This is a genomic window from Faecalibacterium sp. 7 (assembly GCF_049562865.1).
GTDB lineage: Bacteria > Bacillota > Clostridia > Oscillospirales > Ruminococcaceae > Faecalibacterium > Faecalibacterium wellingii.
The window spans coordinates 85,526-106,960 of record NZ_CP186911.1 but is presented as its reverse complement, the minus strand read 5'-3'; the positions used below and the strand labels follow the sequence as shown (position 1 = coordinate 106,960).

Sequence of the window (21,435 nt, the reverse complement as noted above, 5' to 3'; positions counted from 1 at the left end):
TATGAAAACCTATCTGATCACCGGCTGCGCCGGTTTTATTGGTTCCAACTTTGTGCATTATATGCTCAAAAAGTACCCGGAGATCCTGCTGGTCAATCTGGATAAGCTGACCTACGCCGGCAATCTGGAAAACCTGAAGGACGTGGAGGGCGACCCCCGCCATGTGTTCGTGCAGGGCGATATCTGCGACAAGGAGCTGGTGGAAAGCCTGTTCCAGAAGTATGATTTCGATTACGTCATCAACTTTGCCGCCGAGAGCCATGTGGACCGCTCCATCAAGAACCCCGAGATCTTTGTGCAGAGCAACGTGATGGGCACCGTCAACCTGCTGCAGCGTGCCAAGGAAGCATGGTACGACGCCGACGCCAAGACCTGGAAAGAGGGCAAGAAGTACCTGCAGGTGTCCACCGATGAGGTGTACGGCGCTCTGGGTGCGGACGGCTTCTTTATGGAGACCACTCCGCTGTGCCCCCACAGCCCCTATTCTTCTTCCAAGGCCAGCGCCGATATGTTCGTTATGGCGTTCCACGATACCTACGGTATGCCGGTGAACATCACCCGCTGCTCCAACAACTACGGCCCCTACCAGTTCCCGGAGAAGCTGATCCCCCTGATGATCAACAACGTCAAGCACCACAAGCAGCTGCCCGTCTACGGCGACGGTATGCAGATCCGCGACTGGCTGTATGTGGAGGATCACTGCAAGGCCATCGACATGGTGGCCAACGGCGGCAAGATCGGTGAGGTGTACAACGTGGGCGGCCACAACGAGCGCCCCAACATCTTCATCATCAAGACCATCATCAACCAGCTGCACGACCGTCTGCAGGACGAGGGCATCAGCGAACTACTCATCAAGCATGTGGCCGACCGTCTGGGCCACGACCGCCGCTACGGCATCGACCCCACCAAGATCAAGAACGATCTGGGCTGGTACCCCGAGACCCCCTTCGAGAAGGGCATCGTGCTCACCATCGACTGGTACCTGAACCATCAGGAGTGGATGGACCACGTCACCAGCGGCGATTACCAGAACTACTATCAGGATATGTATAAGAATAAGTAACAGACGGTATAGAAAAGCCCCCTCATATGGGGCTGCTGCAAAATGCGGCGTTCTGAAACTGCTGTTCTGACATCAAAGCAAGTGCAGCGCTTTTCATCAAAGACCGGAAATTTTTGATGGAGATGCGGGGCACTTGCTTTTTTGTGTTGGCTATATCGTTTTGCGGCAAAGTGTGTTAGAATAGAGCTATCAACATTTCAGGAGGGTACCTCATGCTCAAACGACTGCGCACTGCGCACCCGATCGTATTCTGTGTTCTGGCCGAAGTGGTCTTTCTGGCAAGCCTGTTTGTCACCGACCTGATCTTTACCATTGTGCTGGTGCTGCTCCGGGCAGATTTTTCTGCACTGGATACATACCTCTACAGCACCCTGCAGGAGCTGGTGGGCGCATTGGTGGCGGTGCTGTTTCTGGTGCGGACAGACCGTGCCGGGCTGCTGCGCCGCCGCGGCAGCGGCTTTTTCAACGGTCTGCTGGTGGGCATGTACCCGCTGGTGTTCATCGGCTACAACACCTTTGGTTCGCTGCTGCTGGGCCGGCCGGAGAATGGCATGCTGCAGCCCGCTGTGCGCATCTGCACCTTTCTGGCCAACATGGCCATGGTGGGCGTGGCGGAAGAGTTCATCTTCCGGGGCGTCATCGCCCAGGCCCTGCTGGAACACTTCGGCACCAGCCGTGCCGGTGTGTGGAAGGCCTGCCTGCTGTCCGGCGTGCTGTTTGGTGCGGCGCACCTGACCAATATTCTGGGCTCGGCACCCTTTGGCGTGCTGATGCAGTGCGTGTTTGCGGCTTCGCTGGGCACGCTGTTTGCCGCAGTCTACTTCCGCACCGGCAACCTCTGGGTGACGGTGTTCCTGCACGGCGCAATGGATATCTCCTCCATGCTCATCGGCGGGCTGTACGGCACCACCACGGTGGCCGAAGCCGTGAGCGGCTACGATGCCTCCATGCTTCTGTCGGTGCTGCTGTACCTGATCCCCACCGCATTTCTGCTGCGCAGGAAAAAACTGCCGGAGGTGCAGCTGTATTGGCACCAGTACGTAAAAAAATAAAGGCAGGATGCAAAAAATATCCTTGCATTTTGCACAGGGTTCTGGTATACTGTATCTGTTACCGTGGTACGGGGCTGGGAGTATGCCCGCTTTTGGGAATGCCGTTTCCCGCCGCTGTTCCATTGGCACATAAAATTTTATAAAGAGGTATGTTACTATGAACAAGCAGGAAGTTATGGCCAAAGTCGCTCTGACCGAGAAGGACACTGGCTCTCCCGAAGTCCAGGTCGCTCTGCTGACCGCTCACATCAACGAGCTGAACGAGCACCTGAAGAAGAACCCGAACGATCACCACAGCCGCCGCGGCCTGATGAAGATGGTTGGCCGCCGCCGCAATCTGCTGGCTTATCTCCAGAAGAAGGACATCGAGCGTTACCGTGCTCTGATCGCAACTCTGGGTCTGCGTAAGTAATTTAAACAGAGGGCAGGTACCGCAAAGGTGCCTGCCTTTTGCTTTTTATATTTTCTGTACAAATGGCGGCGGCAGCGTGTTGCAGCAGTAAATCGAGCGCCTGTGCCTGCAGGCAGGGACGCTGGATTTATTGCTATGATGCGCGTGCCGCAGCCTTTGGAGAATAAAAGATCCGCAAAAACAAGGAGGCAAAAACAATGGCAATTGAATTTGGTTCCCGCAAAGAGACCTTTGAAAACTTCAAGGTCTACGAAACCATGCTGGCCGGCCGCCCGTTCAAGGTAGAAATGGGCAAGATGTGCGGCCTGTCCAACGCCAGTGCACTGATCCGCTACGGCGAGACCTGCGTCATGTGCAACGTGGTCATGAGCCCCAAGCCCCGCGAGGGCGTGGATTTCTTCCCCCTGAACGTGGAGTATGAGGAAAAGCTCTACGCCGCAGGCCGCATCCCCGGCAGCTTTATGCGCCGCGAGGGCCGCCCCGGCGAGCGCGCCATCCTGACCAGCCGCGTGGTGGACCGCCCCATGCGCCCGCTGTTCCCCAAGGAAATGCGCAACGACGTGTGCATCACCATGACCGTGATGAGCCTTGACCCGGACTGCAGCCCCGAGATCGCCGGTATGATCGGTGCCTCTCTGGTCACTGCTGTGTCCGACATCCCGTGGAACGGCCCCATCGGCGGCGTGCAGGTGGGTCTGGTGGACGGCGAGATCGTGCTGAACCCCACGCAGGAACAGCGCAAGGTGAGCGATCTGGCCCTGACCGTTGCCGCCACCATGGACAAGATCGTGATGATCGAAGCCGGTGCCAACGAGGTGGACGAGGACACCATGCTGAACGCCATCAAGGCCGCTCACGTGGAGATCAAAAAGATCATCGAGTTCATCAACAAGATCGTGGCCGAGCGCGGCAAGCCGAAGATCGATTTTCAGGTGGTGGGTCTGGATATGGACGTGTTCCACGCTATCCAGAACAAGTATCTGGACGACTTCAAGGCCGCCATGGACACCGACGACAAAAACGTGCGTGACGCCGCCCTGCTGCCCATCATGGACCGCATCGCCGAGGAATACCCCGACCTGACCGCCGCTGACCTCGACCTCGTGAGCTACAAGATGCAGAAGTTCGTGGTGCGCCGCTGGCTGCTGGATGAGGGTAAGCGCGTGGATGGCCGCGGCATCAACGAGATCCGCCCGCTGGCTGCCGAGGTGGGCATCCTGCCCCGCGTGCACGGCTCCGGCATGTTCACCCGCGGCCAGACCCAGGTGCTGACCACCTGCACTCTGGGCGGCACCAAGGACAACCAGCTGATGGACGATCTGACCGACGAGCAGACCAAGCGCTATATCCATCACTACAACTTCCCGCCGTACTCTGTGGGCGAGGCCCGCGCACCGCGCAGCCCCGGCCGCCGCGAGATCGGCCACGGCGCACTGGCAGAGCGTGCTCTGGTGCCGGTGCTGCCCTCGCTGGAAGAGTTCCCCTACACCATCCGCTGCGTGTCTGAAGTGCTCTCTTCCAACGGCTCCACCTCTCAGGCATCCATCTGCGGCTCTACGCTGGCACTGATGGACGCAGGCGTGCCCATCAAGGCACCCGTTGCCGGCATTTCCTGCGGCCTGATCACCGAGGGCGACCGCTGGATGACCATGCTGGACATTCAGGGCGTGGAGGACTTCCACGGCGATATGGACTTCAAGGTGGGCGGCACCCGCAAGGGCATCACCGCCATCCAGATGGACATCAAGATCGACGGCCTGACCTACGACATCATTGCCGAGGCCTTCGAGAAGTGCCGCAAGGGCCGCCTGTATATTCTGGACGAGATCATCAAGCCGGTGATCGCAGAGCCTCGCCACGAGCTGAGCCGCTACGCACCCAAGATGTTCAGCATGATGATCCCCACCGATAAGATCAAGGACGTCATCGGCAAGGGCGGCAAGGTCATTCAGGACATCTGCGCCACCTGCAACTGCAAGATCGATGTGCAGGAGGACGGCCATGTGTTCGTCTCTGCCGTGGATCAGGAGGACGCAAAGCGCGCCATCTTTACCATCAAGACCATTGTGGAGGACCCCGAGATCGGTGCCATCTACAAGGGCAAGGTGACCCGCCTGATGAACTTTGGTGCCTTCGTGGAGATCGCACCGGGCAAGGAAGGTCTGGTGCACATCTCCAAGCTGGACACCAAGCGTGTGGAGCGCGTGGAGGATGTTGTGGCCGTGGGTGATGCCATCGTGGTCAAGGTGACCGACATCGACCAGCAGGGCCGCATCAACCTGAGCCGCCGCGACGCCATTCTGGCGCTGGAAGCCAAGCGCGCCGAGCAGCAGGCACAGCAGTAAACAAAACCGGCTCTCCCTCCGGGAGGACCGCTGAACAGGCAAAAAAAGCATCTGCAGTCATTACGGCTGCAGATGCTTTTTTGTTGGAGATCTTATTCCGTACAAAGCCGCGGATAAAAGCGGCTGCTCATTGCGTTTTGTGCGTTTCGTCCTTTGCGGAGCTGCGTTTGCGGGGAGCGAACAGCAGCCAGAACAGCAGCACCAGAAGCAGGGGCAGCGCCATGATGGGCGCGGTGAGGATGGGCTCGATCTTGATGGCGTCGGAGGTCACACGGATGTGCTTGAGCTTGTCCGGTGTGGTGATGCGGCGTCCCCGCACCAGCAGCCGGTGGGTGTTGATGCCGTAGGGCGTGCAGGTCATCAGGGTGATGTAGTCCTTGCCCTCCGACACCTTCAGGCTGTCGGTCTCGGTGGGCAGGACGATGGAAATGTTGTCCACCTCGTAGGTGAGGGTCCGGTCCAGCACCGTGATGGTGAAGGTGTCGCCTACCTCCAGCTGATCCAGATTGGTGAACAGCTTGGCGCTGGGCAGGCCCCGGTGGGCCGAAATGACTGCGTGGGTGCTGGCACCGCCCACCGGCAGGCTGGTGCCTTCCAGATGACCGGCGGCCACCTGCAGCACGGCATCGCTGGTGCCGTGGTAAATGGGCAGCTCCACGCCGATCTTTTCAATGGTGATGTAGCCCATGATGCCGGTTCCGGTCACGTCCAGCGTGCTCTCGTAGGACGGGAACCGGTCCGGAAAATACAGGGCATCCGGATCTGCGGCGATCTGCGCATTGAAGGCATCGGCCGCTTCAAAATAGGCGGTGTAATCCGCATCCGACAGCTTATCCACATCGGCGGCGTAGTTGGCCACAGCACGGGTCTGGTGCAGCTGGTTGACGTAGTCGCTGATGGTGGGGTATAACATCACGGATAGACCCACGAAAAAGACGAGGATCAGGATGATGGTGCTTTTGTTCTTTTTCATGGGCTGCTCCCTAACGTTATAAGATTAAGGAAAGGATGCGGAGGCCGCAAGACCTCCGCATCTCCTGTTGCTATAGGATTTTTCCGGGGAGAAGAATTACTTGTTCTCCATGCGCTTCTTGGTGACCAGCAGGACCACTGCTGCCACCATCAGGCCGCCGCCGATGACGTAGAACAGGGTGGTGCCCATGCCGCCGGTGGAGGGCAGGGTAGCACCGGCGTTGTTGATGACCTGCACGCCGTCCTTCGTGTAGGTATCACCGGTAACTATAGCAGTATAATTGGAACTCTGAGTCATATCAACTTTCTGACGATCGAGCAACAGATTGTAGCCATCAGGAGCCTTAGTCTCTTCCAACCAGTAGCTGACCTTATTCAGACCGGAAATAGTAACAGCTCCCTTGTCCTCAACAACGATTTCGGTGGTTGCACTGTCAAGTTCAGTAGAATCTGCAACACGATAATTGTTAGCGCTTACCTTAATAAAAGATACCAAATCATTGGAACCGGTCTCGGTTTTATGGAGAACGAACTTTGCGCCAGTCAGCAGTTTATTGGTGCTGTCAGTCTTGACCAAATCGAACTTATAGCTGTAGGTTGTGGTCTGAGACTCAACGGTAGATGTGTTGCCATACTTCAGCTTAGCGGTATTGGTGTTGGCACTGTTGTAGATCAAAGCATCCTTGTTCACCTCAGCCTGATAAGAGACAACGATAGTCGTATCACTTGTCAGAGTATCCAAATAGGTCTGTTTAAACTTAACATGGAATGTAACACTACCGTCAGATGCGGCGCTATCAACAGTCAAATCATAGTTAGAAGAATCGATAGCAACACCGTTCACTTTCACAGTTAAAGAATTCTGCTTGAAGGTCAGGCCCTTAGTCATGGTATCGACCAGCTCGTAATTGGTGGCACCCTTCTTCGCGTGAATGGTAACAGTATAGTTCACGGTGTCGCCAATAGCGGCATCGTTGGTGGTTTTATCAGTATCAATCGTCTTATTGATAGTAGGAATAGCGTTCTTTTCCTCAATGGTAGCGTTATTATCACCAACAGTACCCAAGCTGCACAGAGCACCCACAGAAGTGTCGATGACATAGTAGCCTAAAGGCAGATTATTGATCGTGACAACGACTTCAGAGCCATCGGTACCAGAAGTTCTACCAGTGCCGGTGACAGAGATATTGCTAGTCGATGCATAGCTCAGAGCAGCTTCTGCGAAGGATTCCAAATCATCCGACTTGTTAGTAGAATTTTTATTTGTGTTCCAATTAGGCTGACCATGAGCGTCTACAGTAATGTAATCTTTTCCAGCGCCGGTCTTAAAGAAGGTTTCCCAAGCGGAATCCACTTTATAGACATAGGTGGTCTCGCCATTTTCAGTTTTGGAACTGATGACGTCAAACATCTTGTATGCTTTGTAAACTGCATTAGCACGAGCATTATTGATCGTAATAGAACCGTTGCTGCTGCTGGTGCCGGATGCATCCTCTGCCGCAAACGCAGGCACCGCCATGGCGCATAGCAGGGCAACAGCCAGCAGAGCCGCCATGAGTTTTTTGAACGTCTTCTTCATCGTTTGTAAAAACTCCTCTCAAATTTTGCTTTTGATTCCTATATCGGGTCCGCATACAGCGCAGGAATGACCTTGCCGCTGCGTAAGAAGGGGGCAGCCCTGCCTTCTGCATCTGCACACTCTGCAGACCAAACACATCAGAGCGGTAAGCGTTAAAGCTGCGCCGCCTGCTGATACAAAATAATAACGCCCCGCCGGAACTAGGACATCAGCGAAAAACCGGACAAGGGCCAGACCCTCAGAAAGACTTTGCCCACGATCTGGCTTTTTTCCACCGTGCCGATCACACTGCTGCGGCTGTCGATGGAGGTGGCCCGATGGTCGCCCAGCACAAAATAGCGGTTTTCCGGCACCTGATAGGGGAACTTGATGTCGCATTCCCCCAAGGCCAGCTCGTCCACGTATGGCTCATCCAGCGTCTGACCGTTCACGGTAACAACGCCGTCCTCATCCAGCGTGATCACATCGCCCGGCAGGCCGATGACACGCTTGAGCAGAAGCTTGTTCTGCCAGTAAAAACCGCACAGGTCGCCGGTTTTCATGTCGCCGGTCTTGACCAGCAGAATGATGTCCTTGTCCTGCAGGGTGGGGTTCATGCTGTCGCCGGAGACCTGAAGCACCGGCAAAAACAGGGTGGCCAACAGCACCGCAATGGCTGCAACCACCAGCAGGGCATACACCGTGCTGCGCAGCACGCGGAGGTAGCGGCGGCGGTAAGCCAGCCGGTCACACTCTGCCTTTACCTCGGCGGTGGAGGGGATGGGCGTGAACTTGATCTTTTGTTCTTTCATTTGTCGCATTTGTCGGCACGCTCCTCCGGCAGGAACTCCGTGCTGTGGTAGCCGTCCAGCAGCTCACTGGCGCGGCGGTCAAAGGCGGCCCAGCGCTGCCGGATTCTCCTGCTGGGTCCGCGCAAGCATGGCCTTGCAGTCGGCCTCGGTCTGGGCACGGCTGCGCGCCGCAGCCTCTGCCTGCTCGTCACACTCTTTCTGGGTGCGGGCCTTCAGGTTCGCGGCTTCGGTCTGGGCCTGCGCAAGGATCTGCTCCGCCTCGGCCTCAGCCTGTGCCCGCAGGGCATTGGCGGCGGCATCGGTGTTTTTGTTTGCGGCGCGCACCGATGCAACGTACTCGTCCGCAGCGGCCTGTGCGGCTTCAAACACCTTGTTCAGCTCCAGCGCGGCCTGCGCAATGGAACCGGCGTTTTCAATATGGATCTGACGCTCCTGCAGCTGGGCAGACAGGGCAGCGTTCTCTGCCCGGAGCCTGTCCTCGGTCTGCTTGAGAGCCAGAATGATCTCGACTAATTCGGCGCGGCGCATCCGCCGCAGTTCACGGTCTGGCATAATGGTCTGTTTCTCCGCAAAAGATGGTCTGAGCGACCGGAAAAAAGTTATCAAACACAAATTTTCCGTTGTGAAAATGGCGGCTTTGAGATACCGTCTTTCCACCGGACTGCGTATATTTAAAAGTCAAACGCATAATCTATAGGATAGCATACGATGTGCAACAACACTGACACGAATGTGTAACAATATTATCACAGAAACTGCAACAAAAGCGTAACAAAAAGGCTGCTTTATGCATCTTTCTGCAAAAATCATAAAAAATATTTTCCAATAAATGGAGTGCCGCTGCGGAAGATTGAAAGAATGGATGAAAACAAAAAGAACTGTCCCCCTAAATGAGAACAGTTCTTGAAAATTACAGAAAACGCGGGATGCGCTCAGAAGCCCTTCAGCAGGTCGCTCAGGGTCAGGAAGGACTGATAGATCACGTTGACGTTGTTGATGATGGAGCTTGCACCCGAGAAGATGCGGGCGATGGCGTTGAACACCTTGCCCACATTCAGGAAGTCGTTGTACAGGTCGCTGGCACCGCCGTCCAGATAGACCATTTCCTCTTCATTGATGACGGCGTAATTAGCAGGCAGTTTCATAACAGACATGGGGGATCTTCCTTTCGATTGATGGTTTGATGAAGTGTAAGGCGAAAACAGGTCGTTACATAAAGGCAGCCACGGCCAGCGTGGTGAGCAGGGCACCGGCAACAGTAAGGATGCTCAGGGTCATGCCGTCATCCTGTTCCGTCTGCTCGGGCTGAGCGGGCTTGGAGGTGCTGGTGCTGCTGGAAGCGGCGGTGCTCTTGACGGTCCAGTGGGCATACACGGTGGTATCCCCCGTGAACACCGTTGAAGTGGTGACCTTTGTGCCGCCCACCGTCTCGGTGTACCAGCCATCAAAGGTGTAGCCGTCCAGCGTGGGCTGGGCGGGCAGAGCGCTGAGCTTGCCGTTCAGGTTGGTGGTAACGGCCACAACAGAGCTGGTGCCGCCCATGGCATCCAGACCAATGGTGTAGATCTGTGCGTCCTTTTGCTCTGCAGCAAAGGCGGAGGGCAGTGCACAACACAGCAGCGCCGCACTGAGCAGGCCGAGAACCAGCATTTTCAGGATCTTTTTCATAGGACTCCTCACTTTCCTGACGAGTTGGGGGATGGTGCAGCCGACTGCGGAAACACCAGAACAGACCTCGTGTCCCCCGCCGCAGGGCAGCAGACGAAAAAGCCGGGATGAGGAGGTTTATTCAGATTTATTTTTACCACACAGAGTGCAACAAAAGCGCAACAAATCGGGCGGATTTTGCTGCAGGAATGAAAAAAACCGCTTTTTTACAAATCAAGCAGCACAAAAGGCTGCGGAGGATGGCCGCAAAAGCGGAAAAGTGGAGCCTTCCCCTTGTGGAAAAACAAAGAATATGGTATAATATCTTGCACGATGCGCCATCGCCAAGCGGTAAGGCAGGGGACTTTGACTCCCCCATCGTAGGTTCGACTCCTGCTGGCGCAACCAAAAGCCCCGTCATCCTGAAAAGGCTGGCGGGGCTTTTTGCGTCACTTTTTCCACAAAGTGCGGCTGGACGGTGCAAAACTCAGCGGCGGTGGATCTTTCTGGTGGGCTTGCGGCGGTTCCAGCCGTTCAGGAACGTCCATAAAAAGTAGATTACGGCAGAGATAATACTTAGCGTTATCACAACTTTGAGATACAGACTGCCAAGGAACTCCCGGAACCGGGCCACCGTGAACAGCAGCGGGTTCAGGCTGACATCCTGCCCGGCGATCAGGTCCACCACGCCGATGGTCTCACCGGCCAGCTTCAGTTCCACGGTGCCCACCACATCGCCCTGCTGGATGGGCGCACTGACCGCATCCGGCAGGTGAAAATATTTCTGGGTCACGCTGCCGTCGCCGGTGGAGGGCAGCAGGGTCATCATGCTGTCGGCGGGGTACAGCTGCAGGGAGCTGGTGTCGGAGGAATACTTCACCGGGATCTCGGCCAGCGTAAGGTCGGTGTCCAGCGCGGCCTGAATGGAAAAGCTGTCGAACACCCAGTCCATCAGCTTCACGGTCTCGCACAGGGCGGGGCGGCGGTTGGCGTAGCCGAAATCGTCGCAGGTGTCGGGGCTCTGCATCACGCAGAAAATATAGGTGGCACCGTCCTTGTTGGCCCATGAAACATAGCTTTGGCGGCCGCTGTCGTTTTTAAAGGCGGTCACATCGCACATGCCGCCCTGCATGGCGCTGCGGTAGTATTTGCCGCCGCTGGATTTGCTCAGCGCGGCGTTCTGGCTGACCAGAATAGAGGAGGACCGGTGCTTTTCCTTGGCGGGCATCGTAAAGGTGGGGGCACCGGAGATCTCGGCAAAGGCATCGAAGCTCATCAGGTAGCGCAGGATCAGGTACATATCCACGGCGCAGGTCACATTGCCGCTGTCGATGCCGCAGGCATCGGTCCAGGTGCTGCCGGTGGTGCCGATGCGCTGGGACAGGGTGTTCATCTGGCTCACCCAACCGGCCAGATCGCCGCCGGAAAGGGTGTAGGCCAGACCCATGGCGGCTTCGTTGGCGTTGCGGGTCAGCATGGCGTAGACAGCTTCCCGGTAAGTGAAGGTCTCGTTGGAACGCATGTCGGCGTTGTTGGTGTTGTATACATAATCCGAAATGGCGAACGGCATCTGGAAGGTGTCGTCCAGATGGTCGGCGTAGTTGGTCAGCAGCAGGGCAACGGTCATATACTTGGTCAGGCCGCCGGCCGGTACCTGCTTTGCGCTGTCCTTATCGTAGACGATGATGTTGGTGTCAGTGTTGACGATGTAGGCGCTCTGCGCCTGCACCTGATAGACCGGGGTGGGGTCGAACATGGCGCCGGCAGGCAAAAGCAGGCAGCTGAACAGGACAGCGAACGACAAAACCAGTGCAAAAATACGTTTCATGTGGACAATTCCTTTAAAAAGCGATAATATAAAACAACAGGCAGCACGGCACAAGCGCAGTGCGCCGGGTAAGAACGAGATCACAGCGGAAGGCTGTATTCTTTATAATAACAGGTTTAGCGGGGTGTGACAAGGCTTATTGTGCCGATTTCACATCCGGTCAGGGAGGACAGGAATGGTATATCTGACAGGGGACACCCACGGCGACATCGACCGCTTCAAACACGGCAAGCTGCGCTGGCTGGGCAAACGGGACACCGTGGTGGTGCTGGGGGATTTCGGTTTTGTGTGGGACGGCAGCAGGGAGGAACAGAAAAAGCTGGATTGGCTGCGCAAGCGCCCGTATACCCTGCTGTTTCTGGACGGCAGCCACGAAAACTATGATCTTTTGAAGCAGTATCCCACCGAGGAACGTTTTGGCGGGAAGGTGCAGGCACTGGGCGGCAATGTGTACCATGTGTGCCGCGGCAGCGTGCTGGAACTGGAAGGAAAAAAGTATCTGTGCTTTGGCGGTGCGGAAAGTCAGGACCGGGAGGACCGGGAACCCGGCGTGAACTGGTGGAAGGAAGAAATGCCCTCGGATGAGGAATACGCCTTCTGTGAGGAGAACCTTGCAGCCTGCGATTACAAAGTGGATTATGTGCTGACCCACGATGCGCCAAGCAGATTTTTGGATTTTACCGCCCTTGCCAGCGGCGAGAACAACCAGCTGCACAGTTTTCTGGATAAAATTTTGTTGAAGCTGACCTACGACAAGTGGTTTTTTGGCTGCTATCATAAGGATACCCAGCTTTCCACCAAAAGCCGCTGCGTGTTCTGCGATGTGATAAGCATGGGCGAACGGCACGCAAAGCGTTCCGTTCGATAACAGGGGCCGCTGCACCAGCCGTGCAACGGCTTTTGCATTTGCTGCTGTTTGTGCGCAAAAAACTCCGGATCAGTTCATGGCTCCGGCTTTCTCGAACATCTGCTGCACCTGCTGTTCCAGCAGCGCGTGCTCCGGTGCTTCCAGCAGAGGGTCTTCTGCCAGCATGGCGGCGGCCTCGCTCTGGGCGGCGTGAAGGGTGCGGGTGTCGTTCATCAGGTCGGCGATCTGCAGGGTGGGCAGGCCGTGCTGGCGGCTGCCGAAAAAGTCGCCGGGGCCGCGGGTCTCCAGATCGTACTGCGCCACCGCAAAGCCGTCCGTGGTGCTGCACAAAAATTTCAGCCGTTTTTGTACATTTTCGCTTTGGTTGTCGCTGACAAGGAAGCACCAGCTTTCCGCAGCGCCGCGTCCCACGCGGCCGCGCAGCTGGTGCAGAGCGCTCAGGCCGTAGCGCTCTGCGTTTTCGATCACCATTACGCTGGCATTTGGCACATCCACGCCCACCTCAATGACGGTGGTGGACACCAGCGCGTCCAGACGCCCGGCCTTGAAGTCCTCCATGACGGCGGCCTTCTCCTTGGGCTTCAGCTTGCCGTGCATCAGTCCCACCCGGCGGTCCGGCAACAGGGCCTTGGCAATGTCCTCGTAGTAGCTCTTGACGGCATTCAGCCCGCCGTCCGGCACATCCTCAATGGCGGGGCAGACCAGATACACCTGCCGCCCTCTGCCGATCTCCTGATCGAGAAAATGATAGAGGTCACGCCGCTTTTTGCCGGTGATGCACCGGGTCTTGACCGGGGTGCGCCCGGGGGGCAGCTCGTCCAGAATGGAGATGTCCAGGTCGCCGTAGATGAGCAGGCCCAGCGTGCGGGGGATGGGAGTGGCGCTCATCACCAGCAGATGCGGGTTCGCGGCTTTTTCGGCCAGCATCCCGCGCTGCCGCACCCCAAAGCGGTGCTGCTCGTCGATCACGGCAAGGCCCAGCCGGGCAAATTCAACGCCCTCGCTGAGGATGGCGTGGGTGCCCACCACAAGGTCGGCTTCGTCGTTCCGGATGGCGGCAAGCGTGGTGCGTCGTGCAGCGGCCTTCATGCCGCCGGTCAGCAGGGCTACCCGCATCCCGAAGGGGGCAAGCATCCGGTTCAGGCCCTCGGCGTGCTGGGCGGCTAAAATTTCGGTGGGGGCCAGCAGCGCGGCCTGATACCCCGCCCGGATGCACGCCCAGATGGCGGCAGCCGCCACCAGCGTTTTGCCGCTGCCCACATCGCCCTGCAAAAGGCGGTTCATGGAGGTCTGGCCCGCCATGTCGGCCAGAATCTCGCTCACGGCCCGGCGCTGGGCACCGGTGGGGGAGAAGGGCAGACTGGCCCAGAATGGGGATGGGTCGGCAAGCTGCATGGGGGCACCGGTGGCAACGGCACCCCGGTTTTTCATCCGGCCAATGCCCAGCTGCAGCACCAGCAGCTCTTCGTAAATGAGCCGCCGCCGGGCGGCATAGGCCTGTTCTTCCGTGGCAGGGCAGTGGATGGCCCGCACGGCATCTGCCTTGGAGAGCAGACGGTATTTTGCCAGCATTTCCGGCGGCAGCGGGTCGGGCAGCAGCTCTGCGTGGGGCAGAAGCTGACGCACACATTTGGCAATGGCATTGCTGGTCAGGCCCTCAGTCTGGGGATAGACGGCTTCAAAGGGAGAAACTTTGATCTGCTCGGCTGTGCGCACCTGCGGGTTGACCATCTGGCGGCGCAGCATCCCGCCGGTAACGATGCCCTGAAAATAGTATTCCTGCCCCAGCTGCAGCTTCTGGGCGGCATAGGGATTATTGAACCATGTGATCTCCAGACTGGACACATCGTCCCCGGCGGTGATGCGCTCCATCCGCCGCCCGCCCGGCAGGATGCGCCCGCCGGGCTTAGCAAACACCTCAGCCTTTACCACGCATTCCACATCGGCGGGGGCCTCTGCGATGGAGTAGGGCTTCGTGAAGTCGATATATCTGCGGGGGTAGTGGCATAGCAGGTCGGCCAGCGTCACGATGCCCAGCTTCTCGAACCGCTCGGCGGTCTTGGGGCCGACGCCCTTCAGGTAGCGCACCGGCGTATCCGGGGTAAGGGTGGTATGGTTTTCGGTGGGCATGGCGTCAGCTCCTTTCTATAGCAGTATAGCCATTGTAGCACGGACAGGGAACAGATGCAAACACTTTGCCTTTGCGCGGCGGCTGTGGTACACTGAATAGAAAAAAGAAAAGGGGAAATACCATGGAGATCCGCAACGCGACTATGGATGACCTGCCTGCCATTGCCGCCGTGGAGGCGGCCTGTTTTCCGGCAGCGGAGGCTGCCACGGCAGAGGAATTTGCCGGGCGGCTGGCACACTATGCAAACCACTTCTGGCTGCTGTTTGAGGATGGGCAGCTGGCGGCCTTTGTGGACGGCTTTTGCACCGACACGCCCGACCTGACCGATGCGATGTACGCAGATGCCGCCCTGCATGATGAAAACGGCGCATGGCAGATGATCTTTGGGGTGAACACCCTCCCGCGCTGCCGCTGCCAAGGCTACGCCGGGCTGCTGCTGCAGCGGGCCATTGCAGATGCCCGCGCACAGGGGCGCAGGGGGCTGGTGCTGACCTGCAAGGAAAAGCTTTTGCACTATTACGCCAAGTTCGGCTTTGTGAACGAGGGCGTTTCCGGCTCTACCCACGGCGGGGTGGTGTGGTATCAGATGCGGCTGCGGTTCTGAGAGAACGGTTTGGAATGCGCGCCGCGTGCGCTCTGCGCATAAATAGCGGAATTAGTTTTTTTATTCGGGATTCAGAAAAGCCTGCGGGCTTTTCTGAATCCCCTTTTCACGGGAGGGGTCGTGGAGGAAAACGGCATTTGCAATTCAGACCGCACTTTTAATCATTGCAGCCCTTCTGTGAAAATAGCGTTTGGAGCGCTCCGCAGAGCGCGACAAACGCGAAATAAAAATAATCATTCCGCTGAATATGTGCAGAGCGCAGCGGAGCACATTTTAAATCGTCCCACTCCCCGGCAAGGGCTACTGTTCAAAAATCCCTATGATACACAGGGGGGGTGAACAGTCACAGGCCTTGCCCCCGGCAGGGACAGCGCAAAACAAAAAATCCCGGAAGCCGAAGCTTCCGGGAATCTTTTGGAGGTGACGACCAGATTTGAACTGGTGGATGAGGGTTTTGCAGACCCTTGCCTTACCACTTGGCCACGTCACCATATAGGGAGTGATGAATACCACTCCATTGGAGCGGCCGACGAGGCTCGAACTCGCTACCTCCACCTTGGCAAGGTGGCGCTCTACCAGATGAGCTACGGCCGCATATTCGGTGCATTTTACCTTGCACCCATCATTTCTGATGCCCTGAAAACAAGTTTCAAAGTAGGTGAAAGCTTGCGCTTTCTTGGTGGCGACCCGGATCGGGCTCGAACCGACGACCCCCAGCGTGACAGGCTGGTGCTCTAACCAACTGAGCTACCGGGCCATATTGGAGCAACTTTTGCTGCTCCGTTATGGAGCGGCCGACGAGGCTCGAACTCGCTACCTCCACCTTGGCAAGGTGGCGCTCTACCAGATGAGCTACGGCCGCATATTCGGAAACCCTGCTGGGTTTCCTTGACTGGTGCCTCCGATCGGAATCGAACCAATGACACGGGGATTTTCAGTCCCCTGCTCTACCGACTGAGCTACAGAGGCGCACCGGACGATGATTATTATACCTGAAATTTCGATTTTGTAAAGGGGTAAATTCAAATTTTTTCAAGAAAATTAAAACTTTCTTGATTTTGGTCGCTTTATCGCACAAAATAAGAACGACTTTTTTGAACAGAAAGGAGATCAAAAGGATGCGCAAAGAACATTTGACAAGATTAACAACCTATGGTTTAATAATAGAAAAAGAACACAGGCGCTTTTGCTCTTTACTCTTGCGTATACTTATATATAAGCAAAAAGAGCAAAGGCGTTTTGATTTGAAGCAAGACGGCTCCGTTTTTTAAAAGAGAGCGGGGCCGGGAGGAGCAGCATGGCAAAAAAACAGGAATATGGCAACGAGAGCATCACTTCTCTGAAAGGTGCCGACCGTGTGCGCAAGCGCCCGGCTGTTATCTTTGGTTCGGACGGCGTGGAGGGCTGTGCCCACTCCATCTTTGAGATCGTCTCCAACTCCATCGATGAAGCCCGCGACGGCCACGGCGACACTATCAACGTCACCCGCTGCAGGGACGGCAGCGTCATCGTGGAGGACTTTGGCCGCGGCATGCCTGTGGACTGGAACAACGGCGAAGGCCGCTACAACTGGGAACTGCTGTTCTGCGAGATGTATGCAGGCGGCAAGTACGGCGAAGGCGAGGATAACTATGAGTTCAGCCTTGGCCTGAACGGTCTGGGTCTGTGCGCTACCCAGTATGCTTCTGCGTGGATGACGGCGGATATCTACCGCGACGGCTGCCACTATCACCTTGATTTTAAAAAGGGCGAAAATGTGGGCGGCCTGCACAAAGAGGAATACAAGGGCCGCCGCACCGGCAGCATCATCCACTGGAAGCCGGACGATGAGGTGTTCACCGACATCGATGTGCCCGGCAGCTACTATAAGGATGTGCTGCGCCGTCAGGCCGTGGTCAATGCAGGGCTTACCCTCAACTTTACTGACGAAAAGGAAAAAGACCCTGCCACCGGCAAGCCCTGGAAGGAGAGCTGGTGCTATGAGCACGGCATTGCGGACTATGTGGCCGAAACCGCCGGGGAGGACACCCTGACCCCGGTGTTCAGCTGCGAGAGCGAGGCTGTGGGCCGGGATCGCGAGGACCAGCCGGACTATAAGGTGCGCATGAGCGCAGCCTTCTGCTTTTCCAATAAGGTGCAGCTGCTGGAATACTACCACAACTCCTCCTGGCTGGAGCACGGCGGCAGCCCGGAGCACGCGGTGCGCACCGCCTTTGTTTACCAGATCAACAAGTACCTGAAGGAAAAGAATTTGTACAAAAAGGGCGAGAGCGCCATCAGTTTTCAGGACGTGCAGGACTGTCTGGTGTATGTGTCCTCCAGCTTTTCCACCCGCACCAGCTACGAGAACCAGACCAAAAAGGCCATCACCAACAAATTCGTCTCGCAGGCCATGACCGACTTCCTCAAGCACTATCTGGAAGTGTATTTTCTGGAAAAACCGGAGGAGGCCCAGAAGATCTGCCAGCAGGTGCTGGTGAACAAACAAAGCCGCGAACATGCGGAAAAAACGCGCCAGAGCATCAAAAAAACACTGTCCACCCAGATCGACCTTGCCAACCGGGTGCAGAAGTTCGTGGACTGCCGCACCAAGGACGCCTCCCGCCGGGAGCTGTACATCGTGGAGGGCGATTCCGCTATGGGTGCGGTCAAGTCCAGCCGGGACAGCGAATATCAGGCCATCATGCCCATCCGCGGCAAGATCCTGAACTGCCTGAAGGCGGACTATGCCCGCATCTTCAAGTCGGACGTCATCGTGGACCTCATCAAGGTGATGGGCTGCGGCGTGGAGCTGGGCGGCAAGCACAACAAGGAGCTGGCGACCTTCAACCTCGACAACCTGCGGTTCAATAAAATCGTCATTTGTACCGATGCCGACGTGGACGGCTACCAGATCCGCACGCTGGTGCTCACCATGCTCTACCGCCTGACGCCGACCCTGATCGAGAAGGGCTATGTGTATATCGCCGAGTCGCCTTTGTACGAGATCACCACGAAGGAACGCACCTATTTTGCCTATACCGAACCGGAAAAGGCCGCTTTTCTGGAAGAGATCGGGGAGAAAAAATATACCATCCAGCGCTCCAAAGGTCTGGGCGAGAACGACCCCGAGATGATGTGGCTGACCACCATGAACCCGGAAAGCCGCCGCCTTATTAAAGTGATGCCTACCGATGTGGTGCAGACCGCGCAGGTGTTCGACATCCTGCTGGGTGATAACCTTGCAGGCCGCAAGGAGCATATCGCCCAGCACGGCGCAGAGTATCTGGACGATCTGGATGTGAGCTGATGATTTTAAATTGCCTCCGCTTGCGCTCTGGCAATGACAGAGGTAACGTTATTTTAATTTGGTGATTTGTCGCAGCCTGCGGGCTGCTCCAAATCACGTTTTCACGAAGAAGGCCCCAACGGGTCACGGCATTTTAAGGGAAAAATGCAGAAAACCGGAACGGCTCCATCGGTGAAAGAGCAGCTCAGGATGGCCCGCAGGCCATCCTGAGCTGCAAAAATAAAAAATATTTTCCGCTGAATATGGGCAGAGCGAGAGCGGCGCCCATTTAAAATCGTCAAGAGGTTAGAAGATGCCTAGAAAATCGACCAAGAAAGCTATAAAGCCGGTGCGCCCGCAGCTGGGCGACGGCGTTGAAATTCTGAACGCGGGCAGCGTGCTGGAGGACCCCATCACCCGCACGCTGGAAACCAACTATATGCCCTACGCCATGAGCGTCATCGTCAGCCGCGCGCTGCCGGAGATCGACGGCTTCAAACCGGCGCACCGCAAGCTGCTGTACACCATGTACGAGATGGGCCTGCTCAAGGGCGCACGCACCAAGTCTGCCAACATCGTGGGCAGCACCATGCACCTGAACCCCCACGGCGATGCCGCTATCTACGACACCATGGTGCGCATGGGCCGCGGCAACGAGAGCCTGCTGGTGCCCTTTGTGGACAGCAAGGGCAACTTCGGCAAGGCCTACAGCCGCGATATGTCCTGCGCTGCTGCCCGTTACACCGAGGCAAAGCTGGAAGGCGTGTGCGAAGAGCTGTTCCGGGATATCGACAAGGAGACCGTGGACTTTGTGCCCAACTACGACAGCACCACCACCGAGCCCACCCTGCTGCCGGTCACCTTCCCAACCATTCTGGCCAACAACACGCTGGGCATCGCGGTGGGCATGGCCTGCAACATCTGCTCCTTCAATCTGGCAGAGCTGTGCGCCACCACCGTGGCCCTGATGAAGGATGAAAAGCACGACATCTCCACCACCATGCCTGCCCCGGACTTTGTGGGCGGCGGCCAGATCCTGTACGATGAAGCGCAGATGCGTGAAATTTACGAGAACGGCCGCGGCAGCGTAAAGGTGCGTGCCCGCTACAACGTGGTGCCCGGCGAAAACATGATCGAGGTGACCCAGATCCCGCCCACCACCACGGTGGAGGCCATCATGGACAAGATCGCAGAGCTGGTCAAGACCGGCAAGGTCAGGGAGATCAGCGACATGCGTGACGAGACCGACCTGAACGGCCTGAAGCTGACGCTGGACCTCAAGCGCGGCGTGGACGCCGACAAGCTGATGGCGAAGCTGTTCAAGGCCACCCCGCTGGAGGACAGCTTCAGCGCAAACTTCAACATTCTGGTGTCCGGTCAGCCCCGGGTCATGGGTGTGCGGGAAATTTTGAAGGAGTGGACGGCCTTCCGCGTGGAATGCGTGCGCCGCCGCACCTATTATGATCTGCATGGCAAGGAAAAGCGCCTGCACCTGCTGCAGGGTCTTGCCGCCATCCTGCTGGATATCGACAAGGCAATCAAAATTATCCGCACCACCGAGGAGGAGACCGAGGTGGTGCCCAACCTGATGATCGGCTTTGGCATCGACGAGGTGCAGGCGGACTATGTGGCGGAGATCAAGCTGCGCCATCTGAACCGGGAATACATCCTCAAGCGCACCAGCGAGATCGAACAGTTGGAAAAGGACATCGCCGATTTGAACGATGTGCTGGCAAAGCCCGCCCGCATTCGCCGCATCATCATCAATGAACTGAACGATGTAGCGAAGAAATACGGCCAGCCCCGCCGCAGCGAGATTTTGTACGACCTGCCGGAGGAGGACGGCTCTGCCGAGGAGGAGGCTGTGCCGGATTATCCCGTGACCGTGTTCTTTACCCGGGAGGGCTACTTCAAAAAGATCCCGCCCCAGAGCCTGCGCACCGCCGGTGCCCACAAGCTGAAAGAGGGAGACGAGATCATCCAGCAGGTAGAGACCCGCAACAACGTGGAGGCGCTGTTCTTTACCGACAAGCAGCAGGTGTACAAGGTGCGTCTGGCTGAGCTGGAGGACGGCAAGGTGGCCCAGATGGGCATTTTCATCCCGGGCCGTCTGGGCATGGATGAGGGAGAAAATGTGCTGAGCATGGTCATCACCGGCGATTACAGCGGCTTTATGCTGTTCTTCTTTGCCAGCGGCAGGTGCGCCAAGATCCCCCTCAGCTCCTACGCCACCAAGCAGAACCGTCGCAAGCTGCTGAAGGCCTACTGCGACAAGGAACCGCTGGCAACGCTGCTGTTCCTGCCGGAGGAAACCGAGCTTGCCATCCGCACCAGTGCCAGCCGGATGCTGCTGGTGGGCACGGCGCAGATCGCCGCAAAGGCCACCCGCGACAGTCAGGGCGTGGCGGTGGTCACTCTGAAAAAGAACCAGACCATCGCTTCGGTGGTGTCGGCGGACACGTTGGAGCTGGCGAACCCCCACCGCTACCGGGTGCGCAGCCTGCCCGCCACCGGCGCGCTGCTCCGCGCCGAGGACGAGGGCGAGCAGATGAGCCTGCTGTAAAACGTTTTTTATTGCGAAATGGCTCCGCTTCGCTCTGCCATTCTTAGCGGAAGTTGATTTTAATGATTGCAAATTGGAAAAATCTGCGGATTTTTCCAATTTGCCTTTTCACAAGAAAGGCCGCAACGGCAAACGGCATCTTGCTGCTGTCGACTTGTAGCCGTCGCGCAGCGGAAAAGTGCATTTTCCGGCAGCGACCCCACCCGTGAAAATGTGTTTGGAGCGGCCCGCAGGCCGCGACAAACACGAAAAAAGGGAATTTCCGCTGTTATTGCAACGGCGACGACTGCGGCCTGCGGCCAAAGACTT

General features: G+C 57.1%; 17 protein-coding genes and 6 tRNA genes. 10 read left to right on the top strand and 13 right to left on the bottom strand.

Features of this window, described 5'->3' with window-relative positions; all coding sequences use genetic code 11:
- Window position 1: 1 nt before the first annotated feature.
- The 4 genes from rfbB (at window position 2) to ACKXF7_RS00625 (ending at window position 4,875) form a co-directional block, all read left to right on the top strand.
- Window positions 2–1,066 (top strand): dTDP-glucose 4,6-dehydratase, encoded by a 1,065-nt coding sequence (gene rfbB / locus ACKXF7_RS00640; RefSeq protein WP_423741872.1) that lies wholly within the window; start codon window positions 2–4, stop codon window positions 1,064–1,066.
- Between the two features lie 212 nt (window positions 1,067–1,278).
- Window positions 1,279–2,118: a lysostaphin resistance A-like protein gene (locus ACKXF7_RS00635; RefSeq protein ID WP_423741871.1), complete on the top strand. Its 840-nt coding sequence runs from the start codon at window positions 1,279–1,281 to the stop codon at window positions 2,116–2,118.
- 157 nt (window positions 2,119–2,275) lie between these two features.
- Window positions 2,276–2,530 (top strand): 30S ribosomal protein S15, encoded by a 255-nt coding sequence (rpsO, locus tag ACKXF7_RS00630; RefSeq protein ID WP_005933138.1) that lies wholly within the window; start codon window positions 2,276–2,278, stop codon window positions 2,528–2,530.
- A gap of 197 nt (window positions 2,531–2,727) precedes the next feature.
- Entirely contained in the window at window positions 2,728–4,875 is a 2,148-nt protein-coding gene (locus ACKXF7_RS00625; protein WP_339395329.1) for a polyribonucleotide nucleotidyltransferase, read from the top strand.
- A 127-nt stretch (window positions 4,876–5,002) separates the two neighbouring features.
- On the opposite strand, the gene ACKXF7_RS00620 is transcribed toward ACKXF7_RS00625, so the two are convergent.
- The 6 genes from ACKXF7_RS00620 to ACKXF7_RS00595 all read right to left on the bottom strand — a co-directional run bounded on the left by ACKXF7_RS00620 (window position 5,003) and on the right by ACKXF7_RS00595 (window position 9,885).
- Window positions 5,003–5,848, bottom strand: coding sequence for a class C sortase (locus tag ACKXF7_RS00620; RefSeq protein WP_423741870.1), 846 nt, complete (start codon window positions 5,846–5,848; stop codon window positions 5,003–5,005).
- A gap of 96 nt (window positions 5,849–5,944) precedes the next feature.
- On the bottom strand, window positions 5,945–7,426 hold the full coding sequence (locus tag ACKXF7_RS00615) for a SpaH/EbpB family LPXTG-anchored major pilin (protein ID WP_423741869.1): 1,482 nt from the start codon (window positions 7,424–7,426) through the stop codon (window positions 5,945–5,947).
- A gap of 200 nt (window positions 7,427–7,626) precedes the next feature.
- Window positions 7,627–8,217 (bottom strand): signal peptidase I, encoded by a 591-nt coding sequence (lepB, locus tag ACKXF7_RS00610; protein WP_423742588.1) that lies wholly within the window; start codon window positions 8,215–8,217, stop codon window positions 7,627–7,629.
- Between the two features lie 78 nt (window positions 8,218–8,295).
- A complete protein-coding gene (locus ACKXF7_RS00605; protein ID WP_423741868.1) occupies window positions 8,296–8,769 on the bottom strand; it encodes a hypothetical protein in 474 nt (157 codons plus the stop codon).
- A 380-nt stretch (window positions 8,770–9,149) separates the two neighbouring features.
- Window positions 9,150–9,371 carry a hypothetical protein gene (locus ACKXF7_RS00600; RefSeq protein ID WP_339395324.1) on the bottom strand — a complete coding sequence of 74 codons (222 nt, stop codon included), beginning with the start codon at window positions 9,369–9,371 and terminating at the stop codon, window positions 9,150–9,152.
- Window positions 9,372–9,426: 55 nt separating this feature from the next.
- Complete coding sequence (locus ACKXF7_RS00595; RefSeq protein ID WP_249238175.1) at window positions 9,427–9,885, bottom strand: InlB B-repeat-containing protein; 459 nt, start codon at window positions 9,883–9,885, stop codon at window positions 9,427–9,429.
- A gap of 313 nt (window positions 9,886–10,198) precedes the next feature.
- Here ACKXF7_RS00595 and ACKXF7_RS00590 point away from each other — a divergent pair.
- Window positions 10,199–10,272, top strand: a tRNA-Gln gene (locus tag ACKXF7_RS00590).
- A gap of 79 nt (window positions 10,273–10,351) precedes the next feature.
- Here ACKXF7_RS00590 and ACKXF7_RS00585 read toward each other — a convergent pair.
- On the bottom strand, window positions 10,352–11,692 hold the full coding sequence (locus ACKXF7_RS00585; RefSeq protein WP_423741867.1) for a D-alanyl-D-alanine carboxypeptidase family protein: 1,341 nt from the start codon (window positions 11,690–11,692) through the stop codon (window positions 10,352–10,354).
- Between the two features lie 175 nt (window positions 11,693–11,867).
- On the opposite strand from ACKXF7_RS00585, the gene ACKXF7_RS00580 reads away from it, so the two are divergent.
- Window positions 11,868–12,560, top strand: coding sequence for a metallophosphoesterase (locus ACKXF7_RS00580; RefSeq protein ID WP_423741866.1), 693 nt, complete (start codon window positions 11,868–11,870; stop codon window positions 12,558–12,560).
- A 69-nt stretch (window positions 12,561–12,629) separates the two neighbouring features.
- On the opposite strand, the gene recG is transcribed toward ACKXF7_RS00580, so the two are convergent.
- Window positions 12,630–14,690: an ATP-dependent DNA helicase RecG gene (gene recG / locus ACKXF7_RS00575; RefSeq protein ID WP_423741865.1), complete on the bottom strand. Its 2,061-nt coding sequence runs from the start codon at window positions 14,688–14,690 to the stop codon at window positions 12,630–12,632.
- 122 nt (window positions 14,691–14,812) lie between these two features.
- On the opposite strand from recG, the gene ACKXF7_RS00570 reads away from it, so the two are divergent.
- Window positions 14,813–15,295, top strand: coding sequence for a GNAT family N-acetyltransferase (locus tag ACKXF7_RS00570; protein WP_339395319.1), 483 nt, complete (start codon window positions 14,813–14,815; stop codon window positions 15,293–15,295).
- A gap of 415 nt (window positions 15,296–15,710) precedes the next feature.
- Here the strand turns inward: ACKXF7_RS00570 and ACKXF7_RS00565 are convergent.
- From ACKXF7_RS00565 to ACKXF7_RS00545, 5 genes are all read right to left on the bottom strand, one after another.
- Window positions 15,711–15,785 (bottom strand) — tRNA-Cys (locus tag ACKXF7_RS00565).
- 28 nt (window positions 15,786–15,813) lie between these two features.
- Window positions 15,814–15,889 (bottom strand) — tRNA-Gly (locus tag ACKXF7_RS00560).
- An 86-nt stretch (window positions 15,890–15,975) separates the two neighbouring features.
- Window positions 15,976–16,052: transfer RNA gene (locus ACKXF7_RS00555), tRNA-Asp, on the bottom strand.
- A gap of 29 nt (window positions 16,053–16,081) precedes the next feature.
- Window positions 16,082–16,157 (bottom strand) — tRNA-Gly (locus ACKXF7_RS00550).
- Between the two features lie 31 nt (window positions 16,158–16,188).
- Window positions 16,189–16,264 (bottom strand) — tRNA-Phe (locus ACKXF7_RS00545).
- Between the two features lie 149 nt (window positions 16,265–16,413).
- Between ACKXF7_RS00545 and ACKXF7_RS00540 the strand changes: the two genes are divergently transcribed.
- From ACKXF7_RS00540 to ACKXF7_RS00530, 3 genes are all read left to right on the top strand, one after another.
- Window positions 16,414–16,566, top strand: coding sequence for a hypothetical protein (locus ACKXF7_RS00540; RefSeq protein WP_423741864.1), 153 nt, complete (start codon window positions 16,414–16,416; stop codon window positions 16,564–16,566).
- A gap of 26 nt (window positions 16,567–16,592) precedes the next feature.
- On the top strand, window positions 16,593–18,584 hold the full coding sequence (locus tag ACKXF7_RS00535; protein WP_423741863.1) for a DNA gyrase/topoisomerase IV subunit B: 1,992 nt from the start codon (window positions 16,593–16,595) through the stop codon (window positions 18,582–18,584).
- A 292-nt stretch (window positions 18,585–18,876) separates the two neighbouring features.
- A complete protein-coding gene (locus ACKXF7_RS00530) occupies window positions 18,877–21,126 on the top strand; it encodes a DNA gyrase subunit A (protein ID WP_423741862.1) in 2,250 nt (749 codons plus the stop codon).
- The last annotated feature ends 309 nt before the right edge of the window (window positions 21,127–21,435 follow it).

What these genes read in the sequence shown, in the direction of transcription:
- rfbB (WP_423741872.1), top strand. Translation starts at nt 2, where the DNA reads ATGAAAACCTATCTGATCACCGGCTGCGCCGGTTTTATTGGTTCCAAC.
- ACKXF7_RS00635 (WP_423741871.1), top strand. Translation starts at nt 1,279, where the DNA reads ATGCTCAAACGACTGCGCACTGCGCACCCGATCGTATTCTGTGTTCTG.
- rpsO (WP_005933138.1), top strand. Translation starts at nt 2,276, where the DNA reads ATGAACAAGCAGGAAGTTATGGCCAAAGTCGCTCTGACCGAGAAGGAC.
- ACKXF7_RS00625 (WP_339395329.1), top strand. Translation starts at nt 2,728, where the DNA reads ATGGCAATTGAATTTGGTTCCCGCAAAGAGACCTTTGAAAACTTCAAG.
- ACKXF7_RS00620 (WP_423741870.1), bottom strand. Translation starts at nt 5,848, where the DNA reads ATGAAAAAGAACAAAAGCACCATCATCCTGATCCTCGTCTTTTTCGTG.
- ACKXF7_RS00615 (WP_423741869.1), bottom strand. Translation starts at nt 7,426, where the DNA reads ATGAAGAAGACGTTCAAAAAACTCATGGCGGCTCTGCTGGCTGTTGCC.
- lepB (WP_423742588.1), bottom strand. Translation starts at nt 8,217, where the DNA reads ATGAAAGAACAAAAGATCAAGTTCACGCCCATCCCCTCCACCGCCGAG.
- ACKXF7_RS00605 (WP_423741868.1), bottom strand. Translation starts at nt 8,769, where the DNA reads ATGCCAGACCGTGAACTGCGGCGGATGCGCCGCGCCGAATTAGTCGAG.
- ACKXF7_RS00600 (WP_339395324.1), bottom strand. Translation starts at nt 9,371, where the DNA reads ATGTCTGTTATGAAACTGCCTGCTAATTACGCCGTCATCAATGAAGAG.
- ACKXF7_RS00595 (WP_249238175.1), bottom strand. Translation starts at nt 9,885, where the DNA reads ATGAAAAAGATCCTGAAAATGCTGGTTCTCGGCCTGCTCAGTGCGGCG.
- ACKXF7_RS00585 (WP_423741867.1), bottom strand. Translation starts at nt 11,692, where the DNA reads ATGAAACGTATTTTTGCACTGGTTTTGTCGTTCGCTGTCCTGTTCAGC.
- ACKXF7_RS00580 (WP_423741866.1), top strand. Translation starts at nt 11,868, where the DNA reads ATGGTATATCTGACAGGGGACACCCACGGCGACATCGACCGCTTCAAA.
- recG (WP_423741865.1), bottom strand. Translation starts at nt 14,690, where the DNA reads ATGCCCACCGAAAACCATACCACCCTTACCCCGGATACGCCGGTGCGC.
- ACKXF7_RS00570 (WP_339395319.1), top strand. Translation starts at nt 14,813, where the DNA reads ATGGAGATCCGCAACGCGACTATGGATGACCTGCCTGCCATTGCCGCC.
- ACKXF7_RS00540 (WP_423741864.1), top strand. Translation starts at nt 16,414, where the DNA reads ATGCGCAAAGAACATTTGACAAGATTAACAACCTATGGTTTAATAATA.
- ACKXF7_RS00535 (WP_423741863.1), top strand. Translation starts at nt 16,593, where the DNA reads ATGGCAAAAAAACAGGAATATGGCAACGAGAGCATCACTTCTCTGAAA.
- ACKXF7_RS00530 (WP_423741862.1), top strand. Translation starts at nt 18,877, where the DNA reads ATGCCTAGAAAATCGACCAAGAAAGCTATAAAGCCGGTGCGCCCGCAG.